Origin of the sequence: Sodalis sp. dw_96 (assembly GCF_018449575.1) — a bacterium.
In the GTDB taxonomy this organism is placed as follows: domain Bacteria; phylum Pseudomonadota; class Gammaproteobacteria; order Enterobacterales; family Enterobacteriaceae; genus Acerihabitans.
The window spans coordinates 656,989-679,045 of sequence record NZ_JAAVUT010000001.1 but is presented as its reverse complement, the minus strand read 5'-3'; the positions used below and the strand labels follow the sequence as shown (position 1 = coordinate 679,045).

16 protein-coding genes, 2 tRNA genes and 1 other RNA gene are annotated in these 22,057 nt (G+C 54.0%); 10 read left to right on the top strand and 9 right to left on the bottom strand.

Annotated elements, in window-relative coordinates; genetic code table 11:
• Positions 1 to 12: 12 nt before the first annotated feature.
• Together rprA and ydiK are read right to left on the bottom strand one after the other, a co-directional pair.
• Positions 13 to 117, bottom strand: an RNA gene (gene rprA, locus HB631_RS02985) — antisense sRNA RprA.
• A gap of 340 nt (positions 118 to 457) precedes the next feature.
• Complete coding sequence (ydiK, locus tag HB631_RS02980) at positions 458 to 1,558, bottom strand: AI-2E family transporter YdiK (RefSeq protein ID WP_213989648.1); 1,101 nt, start codon at positions 1,556 to 1,558, stop codon at positions 458 to 460.
• A 355-nt stretch (positions 1,559 to 1,913) separates the two neighbouring features.
• On the opposite strand from ydiK, the gene HB631_RS02975 reads away from it, so the two are divergent.
• Both HB631_RS02975 and HB631_RS02970 read left to right on the top strand, forming a co-directional pair.
• Positions 1,914 to 4,967, top strand: a complete 3,054-nt coding sequence (locus HB631_RS02975) for an FAD-binding and (Fe-S)-binding domain-containing protein (RefSeq protein WP_213989647.1) — start codon at positions 1,914 to 1,916, stop codon at positions 4,965 to 4,967.
• On the top strand, positions 4,967 to 5,386 hold the full coding sequence (locus HB631_RS02970; RefSeq protein WP_213989713.1) for a hotdog fold thioesterase: 420 nt from the start codon (positions 4,967 to 4,969) through the stop codon (positions 5,384 to 5,386). Before HB631_RS02975 ends, HB631_RS02970 begins: the two co-directional genes overlap by 1 nt.
• A gap of 107 nt (positions 5,387 to 5,493) precedes the next feature.
• Here HB631_RS02970 and HB631_RS02965 read toward each other — a convergent pair whose 3' ends face one another.
• Entirely contained in the window at positions 5,494 to 6,705 is a 1,212-nt protein-coding gene (locus tag HB631_RS02965; protein ID WP_213989646.1) for an MFS transporter, read from the bottom strand.
• Between the two features lie 905 nt (positions 6,706 to 7,610).
• On the opposite strand from HB631_RS02965, the gene sufA reads away from it, so the two are divergent.
• The 7 genes from sufA (at position 7,611) to HB631_RS02930 (ending at position 14,869) form a co-directional block, all read left to right on the top strand.
• Positions 7,611 to 7,982 (top strand): Fe-S cluster assembly scaffold SufA, encoded by a 372-nt coding sequence (gene sufA, locus HB631_RS02960; protein WP_213989645.1) that lies wholly within the window; start codon positions 7,611 to 7,613, stop codon positions 7,980 to 7,982.
• Between the two features lie 14 nt (positions 7,983 to 7,996).
• The gene (gene sufB / locus HB631_RS02955; protein WP_213989644.1) at positions 7,997 to 9,523 is read left to right on the top strand and encodes a Fe-S cluster assembly protein SufB; all 1,527 of its coding nucleotides are present in this window, start codon (positions 7,997 to 7,999) and stop codon (positions 9,521 to 9,523) included.
• 66 nt (positions 9,524 to 9,589) lie between these two features.
• Positions 9,590 to 10,336 (top strand): Fe-S cluster assembly ATPase SufC, encoded by a 747-nt coding sequence (gene sufC / locus HB631_RS02950; RefSeq protein WP_213989643.1) that lies wholly within the window; start codon positions 9,590 to 9,592, stop codon positions 10,334 to 10,336.
• On the top strand, positions 10,311 to 11,609 hold the full coding sequence (gene sufD, locus HB631_RS02945) for a Fe-S cluster assembly protein SufD (protein ID WP_213989642.1): 1,299 nt from the start codon (positions 10,311 to 10,313) through the stop codon (positions 11,607 to 11,609). Before sufC ends, sufD begins: the two co-directional genes overlap by 26 nt.
• Positions 11,593 to 12,816, top strand: a complete 1,224-nt coding sequence (gene sufS, locus HB631_RS02940; RefSeq protein ID WP_213989641.1) for a cysteine desulfurase SufS — start codon at positions 11,593 to 11,595, stop codon at positions 12,814 to 12,816. Before sufD ends, sufS begins: the two co-directional genes overlap by 17 nt.
• Before the next feature lie 27 nt (positions 12,817 to 12,843).
• Positions 12,844 to 13,263 (top strand): cysteine desulfuration protein SufE, encoded by a 420-nt coding sequence (gene sufE / locus HB631_RS02935; RefSeq protein ID WP_213989640.1) that lies wholly within the window; start codon positions 12,844 to 12,846, stop codon positions 13,261 to 13,263.
• Between the two features lie 616 nt (positions 13,264 to 13,879).
• Positions 13,880 to 14,869, top strand: coding sequence for a L,D-transpeptidase family protein (locus tag HB631_RS02930; protein WP_213989639.1), 990 nt, complete (start codon positions 13,880 to 13,882; stop codon positions 14,867 to 14,869).
• A 475-nt stretch (positions 14,870 to 15,344) separates the two neighbouring features.
• On the opposite strand, the gene HB631_RS02925 is transcribed toward HB631_RS02930, so the two are convergent.
• The 5 genes from HB631_RS02925 to HB631_RS02905 all read right to left on the bottom strand — a co-directional run bounded on the left by HB631_RS02925 (position 15,345) and on the right by HB631_RS02905 (position 19,622).
• Positions 15,345 to 15,581, bottom strand: a complete 237-nt coding sequence (locus HB631_RS02925; RefSeq protein WP_213989638.1) for a major outer membrane lipoprotein — start codon at positions 15,579 to 15,581, stop codon at positions 15,345 to 15,347.
• 438 nt (positions 15,582 to 16,019) lie between these two features.
• Complete coding sequence (pykF, locus tag HB631_RS02920) at positions 16,020 to 17,432, bottom strand: pyruvate kinase PykF (RefSeq protein WP_213989637.1); 1,413 nt, start codon at positions 17,430 to 17,432, stop codon at positions 16,020 to 16,022.
• Positions 17,433 to 17,920: 488 nt separating this feature from the next.
• A tRNA-Val gene (locus tag HB631_RS02915) sits at positions 17,921 to 17,997 on the bottom strand.
• A gap of 8 nt (positions 17,998 to 18,005) precedes the next feature.
• A tRNA-Val gene (locus tag HB631_RS02910) sits at positions 18,006 to 18,082 on the bottom strand.
• A 166-nt stretch (positions 18,083 to 18,248) separates the two neighbouring features.
• A complete protein-coding gene (locus HB631_RS02905; protein ID WP_213989636.1) occupies positions 18,249 to 19,622 on the bottom strand; it encodes an MATE family efflux transporter in 1,374 nt (457 codons plus the stop codon).
• A gap of 356 nt (positions 19,623 to 19,978) precedes the next feature.
• Between HB631_RS02905 and HB631_RS02900 the strand changes: the two genes are divergently transcribed.
• Positions 19,979 to 20,605, top strand: coding sequence for a riboflavin synthase subunit alpha (locus HB631_RS02900; RefSeq protein WP_213989635.1), 627 nt, complete (start codon positions 19,979 to 19,981; stop codon positions 20,603 to 20,605).
• Positions 20,606 to 20,695: 90 nt separating this feature from the next.
• Here the strand turns inward: HB631_RS02900 and cfa are convergent, their stop codons facing one another.
• Positions 20,696 to 21,847 (bottom strand): cyclopropane fatty acyl phospholipid synthase, encoded by a 1,152-nt coding sequence (gene cfa / locus HB631_RS02895; RefSeq protein ID WP_213989634.1) that lies wholly within the window; start codon positions 21,845 to 21,847, stop codon positions 20,696 to 20,698.
• Positions 21,848 to 22,057: the final 210 nt, after the last annotated feature.

Below are 22,057 nucleotides of genomic sequence, written 5' to 3'. Positions count from 1 at the left end.
GTTATTTAGCGGAATAAAAAAAGCCCATCCTATGAGACGGGCAAAGACTACACACAGCAATTCATTTAACTCAGGGGAAACCGTGATGTAAAATCATAGAGTTGAGTTAATTGATGTTCCAATAATATGAATTACGGCGGCTTGAGTCATTAAGAATCATCCTAATCATTGAATATTCATTGATTTGCTATGCACGTAATAAGAAATTCATCTGATAGCGGTAATAATTCCCCGGCATTTTTCACAGGGCTGAAAATAGGAAGTTCGGAGGGATAACCAGGCTGAAATAGGCCTCTTTATTGGGCGTATTAATCCAGATAAATTAAAGGGTCTTTGCGCTAACGAATCTGCGCTAACGAATCGGGCGTAAATATTGCCGGCGCCGAACGCAGGCGGGTATCTTCCCCGCCTCAATCCGACAGCCATCGGCGGCTGCAACCGCCGTAGTGCTTACGGCTTACGGAATATCCCGCAGATGTTTGCCCGGATCGTGAATTTCACCGGGCGCAGGCGCTTCGTGAACCCAGGCAAAGCACAGTCGATAGGACACCGCCAGCACCACGGGGCCGATAAACAGTCCGATCATGCCGAAGGCCAGCAACCCGCCGATAACACCGCACAGTACCAGAAGGATGGGCAGATCCGCGCCCATGCGGATAAAAACCGGCCGCAGGAAATTATCCAGCGTGGCCACCACGCAGCTCCATACCAGCAGCAGGGTGCCCCAGGTGGTTTCACCGCTCCAATAGAGCCAGATCATGGCGGGAATCAACACCAGTAAAGGCCCGAGCTGGGCGATACAAAGGATAAACATCACGATGGTCAGGATGGTGGCGAAAGGTATGCCGGCCACCGCCAGGCCTATTCCTCCCAGCACCGCCTGTACGATGGCGGTTAACACCACGCCCAGCGCCACCGCGCGGATGGCCTGGGCCGCCAGCAGCACCGAGGCGTCTCCCCGTTCGGCCCCCAGGCGGATGGCGAAATGACGCACTGCCATTCCCACCCGCTCGCCGCGAATGTACAGCAATACGCTAAACAGGATCATCAGGCCGCAATGGATCAGGAAGCTGCCCACCTGCGCCACCTGCGCCAGCAGCCAGGTGGCCGATTGGCCGATATAGGGCTGAACTTTGCTCATCAGCAGGCTGCCGCCGCCGGAAATCATGGCTTGCCAGCCGGCATAAAGCTTGTGACCCACCAGGGGAATATCATGCAGCCAATGCAAGGTCGGCAAGGTTAATCGATTCGGCTGCGTGGCCCAGGCAAGCAGCGGCGCGCTGTTGTCAATCAGACTGCTGACCAAAAAAGATACCGGCAGCACGATCAGCAGCAGCAGCAGCACGGTCATAGCCAAGACCGCCAGTGAACGTCGTCCCCAAAACAGGGTTTGTAATCTTATCAACAACGGCCAGGTGGCAATGACCACCATGCTGGCCCAGGCGAATCCCAGAATAAAAGGTTGTACTACCCAAAAGCAGGCCAGGCTCATCAGCGCGAGAAAAGCGACGCTGAACAGCATTCTTGGCAAATCGATCGGTTGACGCGGGTAATCCATGTAAGCGTTTTTCACCTCAGTTAACAGGCTGGTCAAGGGGATATGACTGTGGGCGGCTAAAAATCAGATCCATCCGTCAGCGACAGCCTTAATGATGCGTTATTTCACGCTTTTTTGACAGCTTGCGTGAAAAACTTTAACGCAAAGATCACAGCTTCCCTTTCGCACTAACCTGAACGGGTGCCGGGGAAGAAGATTTTTTCCTCACAGCAAGCATGGTAAAAAGAAATATGATAAAACAACCCTACCCGGTCAGGTTAGGGAGTGTTTGCGCTTTGTCCGACGGCCCCCGACAAGCAAATAAAATAACCCTAATGCCGAAACCACTCACACTCGAAAAACAGGCTCACCGTTAATGATTCCACAGATTTCCCAGGCGCCGGGGCTTGCCCAACCGGTGATTGATTTTCTCCGTGAATTGAAATCCAGCGGTTTTACCGGCGACAGCGCCACCAGCTATGCAGACCGGCTCACCATGGCCACCGATAACAGCATTTATCAATTGCTGCCCGACGCGGTTGTATTCCCGCGCAGTACCGATGATGTGGTGCTTATCGGCAAACTGGCGGCGCATCCCCGCTTCACTTCGCTTACTTTTACCCCGCGCGGCGGCGGTACCGGCACTAACGGCCAGTCCCTCAATACCGGCATCGTGGTGGATATGTCCCGTTATATGAACCGTATCCTGGAAGTGAATGCCGAGCAGGGTTGGGTTAGAGTGGAAGCCGGGGTGATTAAAGATCAACTGAATTTTTTCCTCAAGCCGCTGGGCTATTTTTTCGCGCCCGAATTATCCACCAGCAATCGAGCCACCTTGGGCGGCATGGTGAATACCGATGCTTCCGGCCAGGGATCTCTGGTTTACGGTAAAACGTCCGATCATGTCCTGGGCCTGCGGGCGGTTCTGCTGGGGGGAGATCAATTGGTCACCCGGGCGATGAGCGTTGCCGACGCCGAGGAGCTTGCCGACCGCGAGGGCATAACGGGGCGCATTTATCGCACGGTGCTTGACAGCTGCCGGCAGCAGCGGTCGTTGATTCTGGAAAAATTTCCCAAGCTGAATCGGTTTCTCACCGGTTATGATTTGCGGCATGTCTTTAGCGACGATATGCAGACCTTCGATTTGGGCCGGATCCTCACCGGCTCGGAAGGGACTTTGGCCTTCATCACCGAGGCCCGGCTGGATATTACCCCGTTGCCGAAAGTGCGGCGGCTGGTGAATATCAAATATGACTCCTTCAATTCCGCGCTGCGCAGCGCGCCCTTTATGCTGGAAGCTCATGCGCTGTCAGTGGAAACCGTTGACTCCAAGGTGCTTAACCTGGCACGGGAAGATATTATCTGGCATTCGGTGAAAGAACTGATCCAGGACGTCCCGGGACGGGAGGTGCTGGGGCTGAATATCGTCGAGTTTGCAGGCGACGATCTCACTCTTATCAACGACCAGCTGGCCGCCTTGTGCCAACGATTGGATCAACTGATGGCCGCGCAACAGGAAGGGGTTATCGGTTATCAGATCTGCGATCAGGCGACGGGTATCGAACGTATTTATGCCATGCGTAAAAAAGCGGTGGGGTTGCTGGGCAACAGCAAGGGGCCGGCCAAGCCGATCCCGTTTGCCGAGGATACCTGCGTGCCTCCCCGGCATCTGGCGGATTATATCGGCGAGTTCCGGCAGTTGCTGGACAGCCATGATTTACAGTACGGCATGTTCGGCCATGTGGATGCCGGGGTACTGCACGTAAGGCCTGCGCTGGATATGTGCGATCCGGCGCAGGAAGTATTGATGAAGCAGCTGTCGGACCAGATAGTCGCCCTGACCGCTAAATACGGCGGGTTATTATGGGGTGAGCACGGCAAGGGGTTTCGTGCGCAATACAGCCCGGCATTTTTCGGCGAGACCCTCTACCAGGAGTTGAGGAGAATAAAATCGGCTTTCGATCCCTATAACCGCCTCAATCCAGGCAAAATCTGTTCGCCGCTGGAGAGCAACGCGCCGATGAAAACCGTCGACGGGGTGAAACGGGGCGCTTATGATCGGCAAATTCCCGTCGTGGTCAGGAATTCCTTCCGCGGCGCGCTGGAATGTAACGGCAACGGACTCTGTTTCAATTTCGACGCCCGCAGCCCAATGTGCCCCTCAATGAAAATCACCGGTGACCGCATCCATTCGCCCAAAGGCCGGGCGACGCTGGTTCGTGAATGGCTGCGCTTATTGGCGGAGCAGGGGGTAGATCCGCTGGCGCTGGAAAAAAACTTGCCCACCGGCATCGCCAGTCTCAGCACGCTGGTGGCACGGGCGCGCAATAGCCGGCGGGCCGGGGGAGGAGAATACGACTTTTCACATGAGGTCAAGGTGGCCATGTCCGGCTGTCTGGCCTGCAAGGCCTGTTCCACCCAATGCCCGATAAAAATAGATGTGCCGGGCTTTCGTTCGCGTTTTCTTCAGCTTTACCACAGCCGCTATCTGCGTCCCCTGCGGGATCACCTGGTGGCCGGCGTGGAAAGCTATGCGCCCTTGATGGCGCGCGCGCCGTCATTCTTCAATTTTTTCCTCAAACAGCCTTGGGTCAATGAGTTAAGCCGCAAACGTATCGGCATGGTGGATTTGCCGCTGCTGTCGTCCCCCTCGCTGCGCACGCAGCTGGCGGGGCATCAGGCCGTCAACATTACCCTTGAGCAACTGGAAGCCATGAACCCCCATCAGCGGCAGGGCCATGTGCTGGTGGTGCAGGATCCATTTACCAGTTATTACGATGCCGGCGTGGTGACGGATTTTATCCGACTGGTGGAAAAACTGGGTTATAAACCGGTTTTACTGCCCTTTTCACCGAACGGTAAAGCCCAGCATATCAAAGGTTTTCTCAAGCGCTTTGCCAAAACCGCCGCCAAAACCGCCGATTTTCTTAATCGTATCGCACGTCTGGGCTTGCCCATGGTGGGCGTCGACCCGGCGCTGGTCCTCTGTTATCGTGATGAATATCGGGAAGCGCTGGGTGACGGGCTTGGGGATTTCAAGGTCTTGCTGGTGCATGAATGGCTGATGGACCTGCCGCGGGACCCGTCTTTGACGCCGTCGGCGGAAAATACCTGGTATCTGTTCGGCCACTGCACTGAATCCACCGAGCTGCCGGCCAGCAGCCAGCAATGGGCATCCATCTTCTCACGCTTCGGCGCCCGGCTGGAAAACGTCAGCGTCGGTTGCTGCGGCATGGCCGGCACTTACGGCCATGAGAGCGCCAATCTTGAAAACTCCCTGGGTATCTATGCCCTTTCGTGGCAGCAACCCCTGCAACGTTTGCCCCGTAAGCGTTGCCTGGCCACCGGCTACTCATGCCGCAGCCAGGTGAAACGCATTGAAGGCGAGGGCATTCGCCATCCTTTACAGGCTTTACTGGAGATCATGTGATGATATGGAAACGACCGGCGTCCCTGGAGGGTATCAACCAACATAGCCGGGATACCCTGGTGGCCTACCTTGGCATTGTCTATACCCGTATCGGCGATGACGAGCTTGAGGGCGTGATGCCGGTGGACCACCGTACGCGCCAACCGTTCGGACTGCTGCACGGCGGCGCTTCGGCGGTGCTGGCGGAATCCCTCGGGTCGGTGGCGGGTTACCTCTGTACAGAAGGGGAGCAGCGGGTGGTGGGGCTTGAAATCAACGCCAATCACCTGCAGGGGGTCACGCAGGGCAGCGTGCGCGGCGTCTGCCGCGCCATCCATATAGGGCGCACCCATCAAGTATGGGATATTCGCATTCATGACGAACAGCAGCGATTGACCTGTATCGCCCGTCTCACCACGGCGGTACTTGAGCCCCGTTGATCTCTTAGCCATTACGAGGCCGGCGCGCTTCCGTTGTCCTGCCGACACGTTCACGATGGCCTTGTAAAGTGCCCTCGCCGACGTCTTGGTATGCTACGGTTGATCTCTTAGCCGTGCTGACGTGTGCTGGAAGCGACGCGAAGCTTCAGGCGCACCATCAGCAATGCGGCGAGGGCGGCCATCATCGCCGCGCACAGGTAGAGATAGGACATGCCGAGGTGGGACATAATAAAGCCCGCCGCCGGACCCGCCAGGCTCAGCCCGAGATCGAGAAAGGCGGAATAGGTGCCCAGGGCGGTGCCCTGATTTTGCGGCGGGACCTGTTTTACCGCTTCCACCCCCAGCGCCGGAAACACCAGGGAGAACCCGGCTCCGGTCAGCAGAGCGCCCAAATCGGCCACCAGGGCGCTGGGAGCCACCCAAATCAACAATAACCCCAGCGTTTCGCAGATAAACGACAGCAGGGAGATATTCAGCCCGCCATAAAGATTAATGGCATTGCCGGATATCAGCCTCACGCCGACGAAGGCACAGCTCATTAGCGTCAGGGAAAACGCCGCGCCGCTCCAGCCGAGATCGGCGAAATAAAGGGTGATAAAACTGATAATCACCCCGAAGCCGATGGTGCCCAGTCCCAAGCCAAGGCCGTACGGCCAGATTTTGCCCACCACGGTGGTAAAGGCGATACGCTTACCGGTAACGATGGAAACCGCCGGTTTGCCTAACGCCACTGCCCAAGCTCCCAGACCAACGAAAAAAACGAACAATCCCACCGCCCCGATACCGCCGAGTGAGTTGAGCCAGACCCCGAGGGGGGCGCCGATGGCAATGGCGCCATAAGTGGCGACACCGTTCCAGGATATGACCCGTGCGGTATGGAACTGGCCGACACGGGCGATACCCCAGAGCGTGGAACCGGTGCTGGCAAAACTTTCGCCTATACCTAACACCAGCCTGCCGATGAACAGCAGGCCGAGGCTGGTCCAGGGCGTTGCCGCCGTTAAAGCGGCGAAGAGATACATCAGGCCGCTGAGGCTACAGCAGCTCAACCCCATCAGGACCACTTTTTTGGGCCCCAGCAGATCGGCGTAGCGTCCCGCATGGGGGCGGCTGAGCAGGGTGGCGATATATTGAATGCTGATGGCGAAGCCGGCGATAACGGTATTAAAGCCCAGTTGGTTATGGGTAAATCCGGGAATGATGGCTAACGGCAGGCCGATGGACAGATAACAGATAAAAGTAAAACAGACTATCGGTATGATACGTTTGTTTAACTGGCGTGTGGTGAGGACGGGCTGGGGAACCGCTGACGAAGGCATAAGCGTGAGAGATCCGGCGTTTGGCTATTTTTCATTAGCATAACCCGAGTAGGCCGGGCTATCTCCTTAAAAGATGCTAATAAATATTTTATTATCTTCCGCCTGCCGGTGGCCGCATGGGATAAATGGCGGAAATGTGATATAATTGTATTATAATTGTAACGGCATCGCCCTCCCTTGCGGGCTACCCTGGCATGGGTAGGCGGATGGCTAAAGCCCGTCGATTTCAGCCGGTTTATGGCACGGATTGCTTGTTATAAACACAGAAATCAAGGGTAATGTAAAGTAACGATGGTTGGCCGGCTGAGTTATTGCCTATTTTAGTACAGCGGGAAAAACCAGACGGGTAAATAATGATGGTAATCATTATCAATTAACCCAAGGTTGTTTTATCCACTGCTATAATTATATTTGGCGGCGGCTGATGGGTCCTTGTACAAAAATGTACACAACGGCATCATTCAGGTACACCTGTCATAAAAATAGTTTTTTTCGATGAATTATTTATCATTTCTCGGAAAAAAAGATCTGATAATTATTTTGTGGTTTTTATTTTTATCAAACTACTTTAAAATCAATATAGTATAAATATTTAGTTCATAAATTATAACGGCTTAAATCGTTCTAGCTTGGTTATAGTACCGCCGCCAATCCGAATAGACCGGCATTTCTCGCAGCTTTTGTCTATTCCCCTGCAAAGGGCAAGGTTGCAGTGGTAATTGATATCATTAACATATACCCAATAGATTTCGAGTTGCAGGCAGGCGGCAAGCGAGAGAACCCGATGAGCTTACCAGAGTAAGTGATTCGGATGAACGAACGCAGCCAACGCACCTGCAGCTTGAAAGATGACGGGTATAGAGAGATTGCGGTTTATCATTTTGTAATATTGAGAGGTCAGTTTTATGCAAACGGACACCGTTGAAACTTTTTCACTCGAGGATAATACCTGGCAAGGCCTGACCCTGAGCGAAGCAGCAGCAAAACAAATACGTCGCCTGGCGGAGCAGAATGCCGATATGCAAGGGTTACGCCTGGGCGTGAAACAATCGGGTTGCGCCGGATTCGGCTATGTAGTGGAGATGGCTACCGGTCAAGAGGGTGGCGAACTGGTTTATGAACGTGATGGGGCTCACCTCTACGTGCCGCTTAAGGCCATGCCTTTCGTTGACGGCACGGAAGTGGATTATGTGCAGGAAGGTCTGAATCACGTATTCAAATTCAATAATCCCAAAGCTCAACATGCCTGTGGGTGTGGTGAAAGCTTTGGTCTCTGAGCGGATGAACCATTATGGCACGAAGCACATTTGAAACTCCTGAGCCCATCAATGCCGCGCCCGAACCGATCAATGCCGCGCAGCCCTGGGTAAAAAGCGAAAGTTATAAAGAAGGCTTTTTTACCCAGTTGGTCACCGACGAATTGGCCCTCGGTATCAGCGAAGAGGTGGTGCGGGCAATTTCGGCGAAACGCAACGAACCGGAATGGATGCTGGAGTTTCGCCTTAATGCTTATCGCGCCTGGCTGGATATGGAAGAGCCCCATTGGCTGAAAGCGTACTATAAGCCGTTGGATTACAACGAATACAGCTATTATTCCGCGCCTTCCTGCGGCAGTTGCGACGATAACTGCGGCTCCCAGCCAGGGGCGATGCAGCAACCCGGTGTCGACGCGGCGAATAACTATCTTACCACCGAGGTGGAAGCGGCGTTTAATCAGCTGGGGGTGCCGGTGCGGGAAGGCAACGAAGTCGCCGTGGATGCTATTTTCGACTCAGTATCGGTTTCCACCACCTATCGCGATAAGCTGGCGAAAGAGGGCATTATTTTTTGTTCTTTCGGCGAAGCCATTCACCAACACCCGGATCTGGTGCGCCAGTATCTTGGCAGCGTAGTGCCTTCCAACGACAACTTTTTCGCCGCGCTGAATTCCGCCGTGGCGTCGGACGGTACGTTTGTCTATATCCCGAAAGGTGTGCGTTGTCCCATGGAGCTTTCCACCTATTTTCGCATCAACGCCGCGAAAACCGGTCAGTTCGAGCGGACAATACTGATTGCCGATGAAGACAGCTACGTCAGTTATATCGAAGGATGCTCGGCGCCGGTGCGTGACAGCTATCAGCTGCATGCCGCGGTGGTGGAAGTGATAATCCATAAAAATGCCGAAGTGAAATATTCCACGGTGCAGAACTGGTTCGCCGGCAGCGAAACCGAAGGCGGCATTCTGAACTTCGTCACCAAACGGGCGCTGTGCGAAGGGGAAAATTCCAAAATGTCCTGGACCCAGTCGGAAACCGGTTCGGCCATCACCTGGAAATACCCCAGTTGTATTCTGCGCGGGGATAATTCGGTGGGCGAGTTTTTCTCAGTGGCCTTGACCAACGGCAACCAGCAGGCGGACACCGGCACCAAGATGATTCATATCGGCAAAAATACCCGTTCCACCATTATCTCCAAGGGTATCTCCGCCGGTAAAAGCGAAAACACCTATCGCGGCCTGGTGAAGATCATGCCTACCGCTACCAACGCCCGTAATTACACGCAGTGCGACTCGATGCTTATCGGCAGCGAAAGCGGCGCGCATACCTTTCCTTATGTGGAAGTGCGCAACAGTACCGCTCAGCTTGAGCATGAAGCCACCACTTCGCGTATCGGCGAGGATCAATTGTTTTATTGCCGCCAGCGCGGCATCAGTGAAGACAACGCCATTTCCATGATTGTTAACGGCTTCTGCAAGGACGTGTTCTCGGAATTGCCGTTGGAATTCGCCGTTGAAGCGCAGAAACTTTTAGCCATCAGTCTTGAACACAGCGTGGGTTAAGCCATTGACTACACAAGAAGTATTCTGCCTGATTGGTGGTCTGTATAGTCGGGTAAAGGAAAAAAAATGTTAACAGTTCGAAATCTGAACGTCAGTGTGGAAGATAACAGCATCCTCAAGGGTCTTAACCTGGAAGTGAAACCCGGTGAGGTGCATGCCATTATGGGGCCGAACGGTTCCGGTAAAAGTACCTTGTCCGCCACGTTGGCGGGACGGGAAGATTACCGGGTCACCGAAGGGGAAGTGCTGTTCAAAGGCAAGGATCTGTTGACGCTGGATCCCGAGGAGCGCGCCGGGGAAGGGATTTTCATGGCCTTCCAATATCCGGTGGAAATACCGGGGGTCAGCAACCAGTTCTTTTTACAGACGGCGGTGAATGCGGTACGCAAATATCGTGGTCAGGAGCCGTTGGATCGTTTTGATTTTGCCGACTTTATTGAAGAAAAAATCGCCCTGCTGAAAATGCCGGCGGATTTGCTGACCCGGTCGGTGAATGTCGGTTTTTCCGGCGGCGAGAAAAAACGCAACGATATTCTGCAGATGGCGGCCCTGGAGCCTGAGCTCTGCATCCTGGACGAAACCGATTCCGGGTTGGATATCGATGCGCTGAAAATCGTGGCGCACGGGGTCAATACCCTGCGTAATCAGCAGCGCTCATTCATTATCGTCACCCATTACCAGCGTATCCTGGATTACATCAAACCGGATCAGGTCCATGTGCTTTACCAGGGGCGCATCGTGAAATCCGGTGATTTCGCCCTGGTAAAACAGCTGGAGGAGCAAGGCTATGGCTGGCTTACCGAACAAGAATAATGACCGGACACTGCAACAGTGGCATCATTTATTCGAAGGCCAGAGCATGTCCCGCTCAGCGCAATCCTATGCCCACTGGCAAAACGTGGAGCGTCTGGGTTTGCCGACGCGCAAGCACGAGCAGTGGAAATACACGCCTCTCGAGGGGTTATTGTCCCACCGTTTCGCCCAGGCGGAAACGCGGTCCGTCACCCCGGCGCAGCGGGACCAGCTGAGCCTGCCGTTGGATGCCGTGCGGCTGGTGTTCGTTGACGGCCGGTTCGACCCGCGCCTGAGCGACGGCGATACCGGATCCTGGCGCATCGACATCGAACGGGGCGCCGAGCGCAACACCCTGCCCGAGCCGATTCAACCGGAAATCTTTCTTCATTTGACTGAAAGCCTCAGCCGCGAAACCACCCGTATCCGGCTGTCCGCCGGCAAAACCGCGGAAAAACCTCTTTATCTGCTGCATATCAGCAGCGGCGCCGCCGATGACGAAGAGCTGAATACCCTGCATTACCGCCATCATCTCGACGTGGAGCAGGGCACGCAGTGCGAGGTGATCGAGCATTTCGCCAGCCTGGACCGGCAAGGGCATTTTACCGGCGCCCGCCTGACCATGACGGTGGGGGACAACGCACGGTTCAGCCATATCAAGCTAGCGTTCGAAAACCGCGCCAGCTATCACTTTGCCCACGATGATCTGGTCATCGGTCGCGATGCCTTCGTGAGAAGCAACAGCTTTTTGCTCGGCGCCGGGCTGACCCGTCACCAGGTAAGCGCCCAGCTTAACGGCGAGGGATCCGACCTGGCCATTAACAGCCTGCTGTTGCCCTCGGGAAATGACGTGACTGATACCCGGACCTATCTGGAACACAACAAAGGGCACTGTCTTAGCCGCCAGTTACACAAAATCATTGCTCGCGATCGGGGCAAGGGCGTGTTCAACGGCCTGATCAAAGTGGCCAAATACGCGTTGAAAACCGACGGACGGATGACTAACAACAATTTGTTGCTGGACAGATTGTCCGAGGTGGATACCAAACCGCAGTTGGAAATTTACGCCGACGACGTCAAATGCAGCCATGGGGCCACCGTGGGCCGGATAGACGAAGAGCAAATGTTCTATTTGCGTTCACGCGGCATTCCCCGGCAGGAGGCGCAGGAGATGATTATCCATGCTTTTGCCGCCGAAATCACCGAGGCGATGGATAACCAGGTGGTGCGGGAAACCGTGCTGGCCCGCATCGCCGACGCTTTACAAGGAGGGGTGAATGTCTTATCCCATTGAACTGGTGCGCGGGGATTTTCCTATCCTGGCGCGAGAAGTTAACGGACAGCCGCTCACCTATCTCGATAGCGCCGCCAGCGCCCAGAAGCCCAACGTCGTCATCGATACCGAACGGGATTACTACCGCCAGGGCTATGCCGCGGTGCATCGGGGCATTCATACCCTGAGCGCGGAAGCCACCACCCGGATGGAAGATGTGCGCGCCCAGGCCGCGCGCTTCATCAACGCGGCATCAGATGATGAAATCATTTTTGTCAAAGGGACCACCGAGGGCATCAACCTGGTGGCCAACAGCTACGGGCGGCATTTTTTCCAGCCCGGGGATAATTTGATACTGACGGAAATGGAGCATCACTCCAATATTGTCCCCTGGCAACTCATCGCCGCGGAACGGCAAGTGGAAATCAGGGTGCTTCCGCTGTTGCCCGACGGCACGCTGGATGAAGAAAAATTACCCGCGCTGATTGATGACCGCACGCGTCTGCTGGCCATTACCCAGGTCTCCAATGTGCTGGGCACCGTTAACCCTTTGCAAAGCCTGATAGCCCGCGCCCGGGCCGCCGCCGATCTGGTGGTGCTGGTGGACGGCGCCCAGGGCATCATGCACGGCAAGGTGGATGTACAGGCGCTGGACTGCGATTTCTACGCCTTTTCCGGCCATAAGATTTACGGTCCGTCAGGCATCGGCATCCTGTATGGCAAAAAAGCATTATTAGACCGCATGCCCCCTTGGGAAGGCGGCGGCTCGATGATCCAAACCGTCAGTTTGAGCGAGGGCACCACGTTCCTTGATCCCCCCTGGCGCTTTGAGGCGGGTTCACCTAATACCGCCGGAATGATGGGACTGGGGGCGGCGCTGAACTACGTGGACAGCCTGGGTCTGGAAAATATCCAACACTATGAACAGGGGCTGATGCATTATGCGTTGGAGACCTTGCGGCAGGTGCCGGATTTAATCCTTTACGGTCCCGAGGATCGGGCCGGGGTGATAGCCTTTAACCTGGGCAAACACCATGCCTATGACGTGGGGAGCTTCCTCGACCAGTACGGCATTGCCATTCGTACCGGACATCATTGCGCCATGCCGTTAATGGCCTATTACCAGGTGCCCAGTATGTGCCGCGCTTCCCTGGCCCTGTATACGACCCGGGAGGATATCGATCGGCTGGTGGCCGGTTTGGTGCGCGTCCGGCGTTTGCTGGGTTGAATCCGTCAGCCGGGGAGAACAAGAGTCATGGCGAATTTGCCGGATAAGAATAAGTTACTGCGTAACTTTTCCCGCTGCGGTAATTGGGAAGAGAAGTATATGTATATCATTGAGCTGGGGGCCCAGTTGGATGCTCTGCCCTCGGGAACCCGGATCGCCGGCAATTTGATTTCCGGTTGCCAAAGCCAGGTGTGGATTGTTATGCATCGGGATGCCGGGACGGGGGAAGTCCAATTTTTCGGCGACAGCGACGCTGCCATTGTAAAAGGCCTGATTGCCACGGTTTTCGTTTTTTATCACGGACTGTCGCCCGCGGAGATTGTCGCCGAAGATGTGCGGCCGTTTTTCAGCGAACTGGCGTTAACCCAGCACTTGACACCTTCCCGGTCACAGGGATTGGAGGCTATGGTGCGCGGTATCCGTAAAAAAGCCGCCTCATTGCATTAAACCGTTGCACGATCGGTGATAGCGGGCCTAGCGTGCCATGAGGCGCTCGGGCGGGCGGAAAAACCACGCCCGCTTCGACCTCATTGGCGCGCTCTCCCTTTAACAGGCTCGCTGCACGATCGGTGTGATAGCGGGCCTAGCGTGCCATGAGGCGCTCCGGCGGGCGGAAAAACCACGCCCGCTTCGACCTCATTGGCGCGCTCTCCCTTTAACAGGTTCGTTGCACGTCAGGTGATAGCGGGCCTAGCGTGCCATGAGGCGCTCCGGCGGGCGGAAAAACCACGCCCGCTTCGACCTCATTGGCGCGCTCTCCCTTTAACAGGCTCGCTGCACGATCGGTGATAGCGGGCCTAGCGTACCATGAGGCGCTCGGGCGGGCGGAAAAACCACGCCCGCGTCGATCTCATTGGCGCGCTCTCCCTTTAACACGTTTGGTCCAGCTCGCTATCCTCTCAATCGGCATGTTCATCCGGTGTTCAACATTCCTTTCATATCGGCGAATTCTTATTGCAGAGGACGGCCAGCTGCTGCTATTGGTGATAAACCGCTCAGCCCGTTTGAGTCTATTGCGCCAGGGACACGGGATTTGATGATAAAAAACAGGTAGGGAGAAATTATGAAACGAGCCTTAACCCTTGTCGGTTTCGCCATGGCCGTCTGCCTGGCGGGCGCTATCGGCGGCGCTGACGCCACTGAATATCCACTGCCGCCGCCGAACAGCCGTCTTATCGGGGAGAATACCGTCGCCACGGTGGCCAATAACGGCGGTTCGCTGGAAGCGGTTGCCGCGCAATATAAAATAGGCTTACTGGCAATGCTGGAGGCCAATCCGGGCACCGATCCCTATCTGCCGACGCCGGGTACCGAGCTCACCATACCGGCGCAAATGCTGTTGCCGGATGCTCCCCGCAAAGGCATTGTCATCAATCTTGCCGAGCTGAGGCTGTTTTATTATCCCCCCGGGGGCAATAGCGTGATCGTTTACCCCATAGGCATCGGCCAGTTAGGCCGTACTACGCCGGTAATGACCACCACCATTGTCAAGAAAATCACCAATCCGACCTGGACGCCGACCCCCAATATCCGCAGGCATTATCTGGCGGAACAGGGCATCACGCTGCCTGCGGTGTTTCCGGCAGGCCCGGATAACCCCATGGGACTGTTCGCCCTGCGTCTTGCGGCGGGCGGGGGTACTTATCTCATCCACGGCACCAACGCCAATTTCGGCATCGGCATGCGGGTCAGCTCCGGATGTATCCGGTTGCGGCCCGAGGATATTCAGGCATTGTTCGAGCAGGTGCCCGTCGGCACCCGGGTGCAGGTGATGAACGACCCGATTAAGGTGGCGGTGGAACCGGACGGCAAACGCTATATGGAAGTCCATCAGCCTCTGTCCCGCAACGATAAGGATGATCCGCAGACCATGCCTATCGCCATCACGCCAAAGGTGAAAAGGTTTATTAACGATAAAGCATCGGATAAAGCCGTTGCCGGCGAAGCGATAGCACGCCGGGCGGGTATGCCGATATTGATCTCCAACGGCATCGCCGTGGACAGCCTGCCTGCGGCGGATAGCCCCGCGCCCGCCTCACTGGTGTCCCGCTAGATTCCGGCCGTTAGTTCCGTCTCACTGGCGTCCCGCTGGATTCCGGCCGAGAGTCCCGCCTCCTTGGCGTCACGCTGGATTCTGGCCGTTAGTTCCGCCTCCTTGGCGTCACGCTTGTTTCGGCCGATAGCGCTGCGCCCTTGGCGTCTCGTTAAGCTCCGGTCGCGGCCGTCGGCCACATCGGTGGCGATGGCGCTTTGGACACCGGTCACCGTTAGTTGCCCTATGTTCTGTAAAAGTTGTTATGGGCAAAAAAAGGGACTGTTATGTTAACCGCCATAAACGGCAACCTAAGCCACTAAGATTATTCTAAGGCATGCTGGGGTCAGGCGGCGTACTAAAAGGCGCCATGAAGGGATTAGAGGGCTTGTGGCGTAGCGATAGAAGGGGAGAGCCATGGCGATAAACGGGGAGGTGAAAACCAGTGCAAAAAAAATGGCGCACAGAGTGCGCCATTTTCTAAACAAGGCAACTCTTATTTACGATAAGAGTGAGCTTGGTTATCTAAACGTTGGTTAGCACGGGCAGCGTCGTCTTTAGCAGCCTGTACGTCAGAACGAATAGCGGTTACATCGTTGCTGAGCTGGTCAACTTTCGCGTTCAGAGTTTGAACGTCAGAGGACAGCTGATCGATTTTAGCGTTGCTTGAACAGCCAGCAAGCAGAGTGGAACCCAAAATTACCGCGCCCAGTACCAGTTTAGTACGATTCATTATTAATACCCTCTAGATTGAGTTAATCTCCATGTAGCATTACAAGTATTACACAAACTATTTTCGAAAGAGAAATAAATTTACTCGTAAAACGCTTAATTTCGATCGAATGCTCAAAGAAACGTCTTGTTTTACAGAGACGTTAAAAAAAAGAGCCCTATCATCTGCCTGCCATAAGATAACTCTGATTAAATAGGCGATAAAAATATCATTTTATTTGTGCTATGAGGGTTGATTTTATTGCCGGAGCGGGTGCAATTCGCTGGAATTAACAAAATTAAGACGGCGGGCAAACAGTTGCGCAAACCGATGGTTCATACCGGTGGGAAACGAAGGGCGGTGACGGAGGCAAACCACGGCTCTTGAAATTCCGGCACCGGGACCGATCGGTAAAAAAAAAAGCCCCCGGCAAGCGGGGGCTCTGTTTAAGCATAGAGCTTATAACTGATGAACGGAAGCGGTATTGGTGGTGCCGCTCGGCACCAGGGCACCGGACACCATTACAATGATGTCGCCTTTGCGTGCCAAGCCGCATTCCACGGCCATCGTCTTGCCGATACGGTAAAAATCATCGGTTGAAGCGATTTTATCCACCAACTGGCAGGTAACGCCTTTGGTCAACAGTAGTTGACGGGCGGTGATCTCGTTGGTGGTCAGCGCCAGGATCTCGGCTTTCGGGAAATATTTACGCACCGCTTTGGCGGATTTACCGCCTTCGGTGGCTACCACAATCAGCGGAGCTTCCAATTTTTCCGCGGTTTCCACGGCACCGCGGCAAACCGCCTCGGTGATGCGAAGTCTGCGACTGTCGTTGATGCTTTCGATACGGCTGGGCATCACGCGGTCGGTACGATCGCAAATGGTGGCCATGATGCTGACGGCTTCATGGGGATATTTACCCTTGGCGCTTTCGCCGGACAGCATGACCGCATCGGTGCCGTCGATGATGGCGTTCGCCACGTCGCCGGCTTCAGCGCGGGTTGGGCGGGGGTTTTTAATCATGGAGTCGAGCATCTGGGTAGCGGTAATCACCACTTTACGGGATTGATTACATTTTTCGATCATCATCTTCTGGGCGAAAATCACTTCTTCCACCGGGATTTCCACACCCAGGTCGCCACGGGCCACCATGATACCGTCGGAGGCTTCCAGGATTTCGTCGAAATTGTTCAGGCCTTCCTGATTTTCAATTTTCGAGATGATTTGGATATGTTCGCCGCCATGCTGTTTCAGGTGTTCGCGGATTTCCAGTACATCGGAGCGTTTACGGATAAACGACGCGGCGATGAAATCGACGCCTTGTTCGCAGCCAAAAATAAGATCGCGTTTGTCTTTTTCCGCCAGGGCCGGCAGAGCAATGGAAACGCCCGGCAGGTTAACCCCTTTGTTTTCACCCAGATCGCCGTTGTTCAGAACCTTGCACACCACGGTGGTATCGGTCTTTCCGGTCACAACCATGCCCAGCAAACCGTCATCTACCAAAACGGTGTTGCCGACGGACAAATCCTGCGGGAAACCGGTGTAGGTAACCGCAACGCGTTCCTTGTTGCCGATAACGCTTTGATCGGTGGTAAAGGTAAAGCTCTGGCCGGCCACCAACGAGATGTCGCTGCCGTTTTCCAGTTTCATTGTACGGATTTCCGGCCCTTTGGTATCCAGCAGGATAGCCGCTTTCTTACCGGTGTTTTGCACAATGGAGCGCAGATTCTTGATACGTTGACCATGTTCTTCATAGTCGCCGTGGGAAAAATTCAGACGCATAACGTTCATGCCGGCGTCCAGCAGTTTGGTCAGCATCTCTACGGATTCAGATTTCGGGCCTATGGTACAAACAATTTTTGTCTTTTTCATAACAATGGTATCTGCAAGTTGTGATGGATGATAAATCTGGTGTATCGCCGGTGAGTATCGACGACGAAAAATATGCAGCTCGACGAGCCTGTTCCCTACGTTCAAGGATAGGTGACAAAAGTGAGAAAGAGATGAAAAAAATGTAAACAAGCCGTCCGGTAATCAGGCCGTCGTTTAACAGGAAAGACTATTTTAATTAGTATTCGACAATTCAATCGGCTGAAACCATTCAATTGAAATAACGTTTCGTATTATAGTTATTGAAGCGGCGGACACAAGATAAAAACAGCACAAATAATGCTTTAGACGTTAAAAAGCGATTTTTTTGGCAGATATGCAAATTTTTGTTATCAACTCTTGTACATATGTACTAAGGAATTAACTCTTATCGCTGTGAGCTATGTTACAGATATATTAAAAGACCGCTACAGGCGGCTTGATGAAGCATCACAACGAAGGGGGGATTCAGATAAAAAGGGAAAACGATATGGTGCGTCCGAGTGGACTCGAACCACCGACCCCCACCATGTCAAGGTGGTGCTCTAACCAGCTGAGCTACGGACGCACAAAAAATGGTGCGTTCTAATGGACTCGAACCATCGACCCCCACCATGTCAAGGTGGTGCTCTAACCAACTGAGCTAAGAACGCATATCGAACAACGCTGCCAACCTGACAGCGGGACGAATATTAACGGGCATTATCAACCCTTGCAAGGGGAAAAACCGTTTTTTCCCCCCTTAACAATTCAATTGCCGACGTAATGTGCAGGACGTCGGTTTTTTGGCCGCGCCGGCCCTGTTTGCCGACGGTGTTATCAGCGAGCCGCCCGGTGAAGAATCTGTAACGGCGGCTGCCGTTGCAACCAGCGTATGCGCATTGACATCATGATTGCCGCCGAGGTCAAACCGATAATAAAACCTATCCAGAAACCGCTGGGGCCCATGGCGGGGACCGCATAATCCGTCAGGGCCAAAATATAACCGCAGGGCAGGCCCAACAGCCAATAAGCGGTAAAGGTGATAAAGAATATCGAGCGGGTATCTTTATAACCGCGCAGAATGCCGTTGCCAATCACCTGGATGGAATCGGAAATCTGATAGAGCGCCGCCAGCGACATCAGGTGGGCCGCCATGTTCACCACCGCCGGGGTATCGTTATACCAGGTGGCGATATGCACCCGGAACAGGAAGGTCAATATTGCCGTCACGCAGGCCAGCATCACCCCGGCTCCCAGGCTGGTCCAGGCGGCGACCCGTGCCTCATCCACCTTGTTTTCACCCAACCGAAAGCCGATGCGGATCGTGGCCGCCACGCCGATGGACAAGGGCAGGACAAACATCAACGCGCTGAAGTTCAGGGCGATTTGATGACCGGCCACTGACACGATGCCCAGCGGCGTCACCAGCAAGGCCACCACGGCAAACAGCGTTACCTCGAAAAAGAGCGAAGATGCCACCGGCAATCCCAGCGCGCATAAACGTCGCAGGGTAGGCCAGTGCGGCTTCACGACGGCCATGGCGGGACGAAAATCCTTGAAGGTGCCGGCCCGGCGGACATAAATCCACATTACCCCGAACATGATCCAGTACACCGACGCCGTGGCGATGCCGCAACCCACGCCTCCCAGCGCCGGCATACCCAGCTTGCCGTAGATAAACACATAATTGACGGGAATGTTTGTCGCCAAGCCGAGAAAACCAATCACCATGCCCGGCTTGGTTTTGGCCAAACCTTCGCATTGGCCGCGCAGTACCTGGAAAAAAAGATACCCCGGCGCCCCGTACAACAGAAATTGCAGGTAAGCGACGGCTTTCTGCGCCAGGGCGGGGTCCACATGATGCATCCTGCCGATGACAAAGCCGGCATGGTACAGCAGGAACATGATCAACAGCGAGACGGACAAGGCCAGCCAAAAACCTTGGCGCACTTGAAACGCGATGCGATCGCGCCGGCCGGAACCGTTTAATTGGGCAATGACCGGCGTCAGCGCCATGATCAATCCATGGCCGAATAAAATGGTGGGCAGCCAGATGGAGGTTCCGACGGCAACGGCGGCCATATCGGTGGCGCTCACCGAACCGGACATCACCGTATCCACCACCCCCATCGCGGTTTGAGCGATTTGGGCGATAATAACTGGTATAGCCAGAGATAATAATGTACGCGCTTCGAGGAAATACTTCTGCACGCAGGCACCTATATAGTTACGGATTAAAATTAAACAATATGCAGATAAATAAATGATTATTAATCAATTTATGCGGCAATGCGTCTGGCAATTCTTGCGGCGAAACGGGCGGCAATAAGGGCGGCGATACCTGTGACAGTAAGAGTGACAATACACGTGCGACAATGCGTGTGGAGCACGACTTTTGCAGCATTACTTTTGGAGGATAGTGTAATGCATTCCCTGCCTAATACCAGTGCACAAAGCACATTTTCAGTGCATACCGCCACCGCGGCGGGCGGGCATTTGGTTTTCCCGCAAAATTGGGGCAATATGATCCCAATCGTTTTTGGGTCTCGTTAAAAGAGGTCAAGTCCATGTTTACGGGTATTGTTCAGGGCACCGCGTCAGTGGTGGAAATTGATGAAAAAACCAACTTTCGCACGCACTTCATAAAACTGCCGCCGGCGCTGCTGGACGGGCTGGAGACCGGCGCATCGGTGGCGCACAATGGCTGTTGCCTGACGGTCAGCGCGATAAAGGGAGATGTGGCGAGCTTCGACCTAATGGAAGAAACGCTGCTCATCACCAATCTTGGGGAGCTGCGGGTCGGCGATAAGGTGAACGTAGAGCGTGCCGCCACGTTCAACGCCGAGATTGGCGGTCATGTCATGTCCGGGCATATTATTTGCAGCGCCGAGATAGTCAACATTATCACCTCGGAAAATAACCGGCAGATTTGGTTCCAAATGCCCGCGGAACTGATGAAATATGTGCTGTATAAAGGCTATATCGGTATTGACGGCATCAGCCTGACCATCGGCGAGATAGCCGCTAATAAATTTTGCGTGCATTTGATTCCGGAAACCCTCACCAGGACCACGCTTGGCGAGAAGCTGCAAGGGCAACGGGTCAACATTGAAATCGATCCGCAAACCCAGGCCGTGGTTGATACGGTTGAGCGCGTGTTGGCTCAGCGTGACACAAACCTTCTTGCTCATTGATGTCGATACGTCTGGAGGGGTAGGACATTTTGCCCAGAGCGGGCAAAATGTCCTTGATAATATTCATTACCATGGTCGGAAAATAAATGACTAACGGGGTACGCGAATTCCGCCTTCAACCCCTTGCGGGCTGAACAAGACTTGCCACAAATGAATGTTCCGGGCGCGGAAAGCACCGGCACAGGCATTCAGGTAATAACAGAACATGCGGTAAAAACGGTCAGAATAATTTCCCGACAATGACGGCCAGGCGGCAATAAAACGCTCATACCACGCCATTAGCGTTTTGTCATAATCGGTACCGAAATTATGCCAGTCTTCCATAACAAAATGCTTTTCACTGGCCCGGGCAATATGCTGCACGGAAGGGAGGCACCCGTTAGGGAATATATACTTATCGATCCAGGGATCCACATTCATATCGGTTTGATTGGAACCGATGGTATGCAGCAGGAACAATCCGTCGCGTTTTAGATTGCGGTCAATAACCTCGAAATACGTGGCGTAATTTTTCGGGCCGACGTGTTCAAACATGCCGACTGAAACGATACGGTCGAATTGCACATTAAGGTCACGGTAATCTTGCAACGAGATAGTGACGTCCAAACCTTCACAACGTTCCTGCGCCAATTTCTGCTGTTCGGCGGAAATGGTGACGCCCTGTACTGATACATTGTAGTTCTTGGCCGCATAGGCGGCGAGCCCACCCCAACCGCAGCCGACATCCAGCAACGTCATGCCCGGACGCAACTGCAGCTTTTCACAGATCATCCTGAGCTTATCCTGCTGCGCTTCTTCCAGGGTGTTGGCCTGTTTCCAGTAGCCGCAGGAATACTGCATAAAGGGGTCAAGCATCAGACTGAACAAGTCATTACCGAGATCATAATGCTCTTTACCGACGATCCAAGCCCGCTTTTTGGATTGAAGATTCATAACACGCGCGGCGGCAACCCGCAAAATATCCTTGAAATGACGGGGAAGTTTATTTTCCAAACCGGCTCTTAAGACACGCTGAAAAAAGATATCCAGTCGCTCGCATTCCCACCAGCCGTCCATGTAACTTTCACCCAAACCCAATGACCCGTCCTCCAGCACACGCTTAAAAAATTCCGGGTTCTTGACATGAATATCAAACGGCCTTGCGCCGTTGATCTTTACACCTGCCTCAGCAAGCATTTCATGGATGATTCGATACCAAGCATTATCATGAAAGCTCAGGTCTTCAACACACGAGGAACTCATAGCTTCTCCATCACCTTTCTTCTGTTACAACCCCGTCAGGAAAAGCTTAGCTTATACCTGCGGGCTTTTATTAGCATCCACGGGTATCCGTGGTGTCGGATGTACCACAATAAACAGAGGAATATAAAAAACACCTAAAGACTGGTTGTTAGCCGGGCGCTTAATAAAAAGGATGATACCATGTTGTAAACACGACATTCTTTAAAGCAA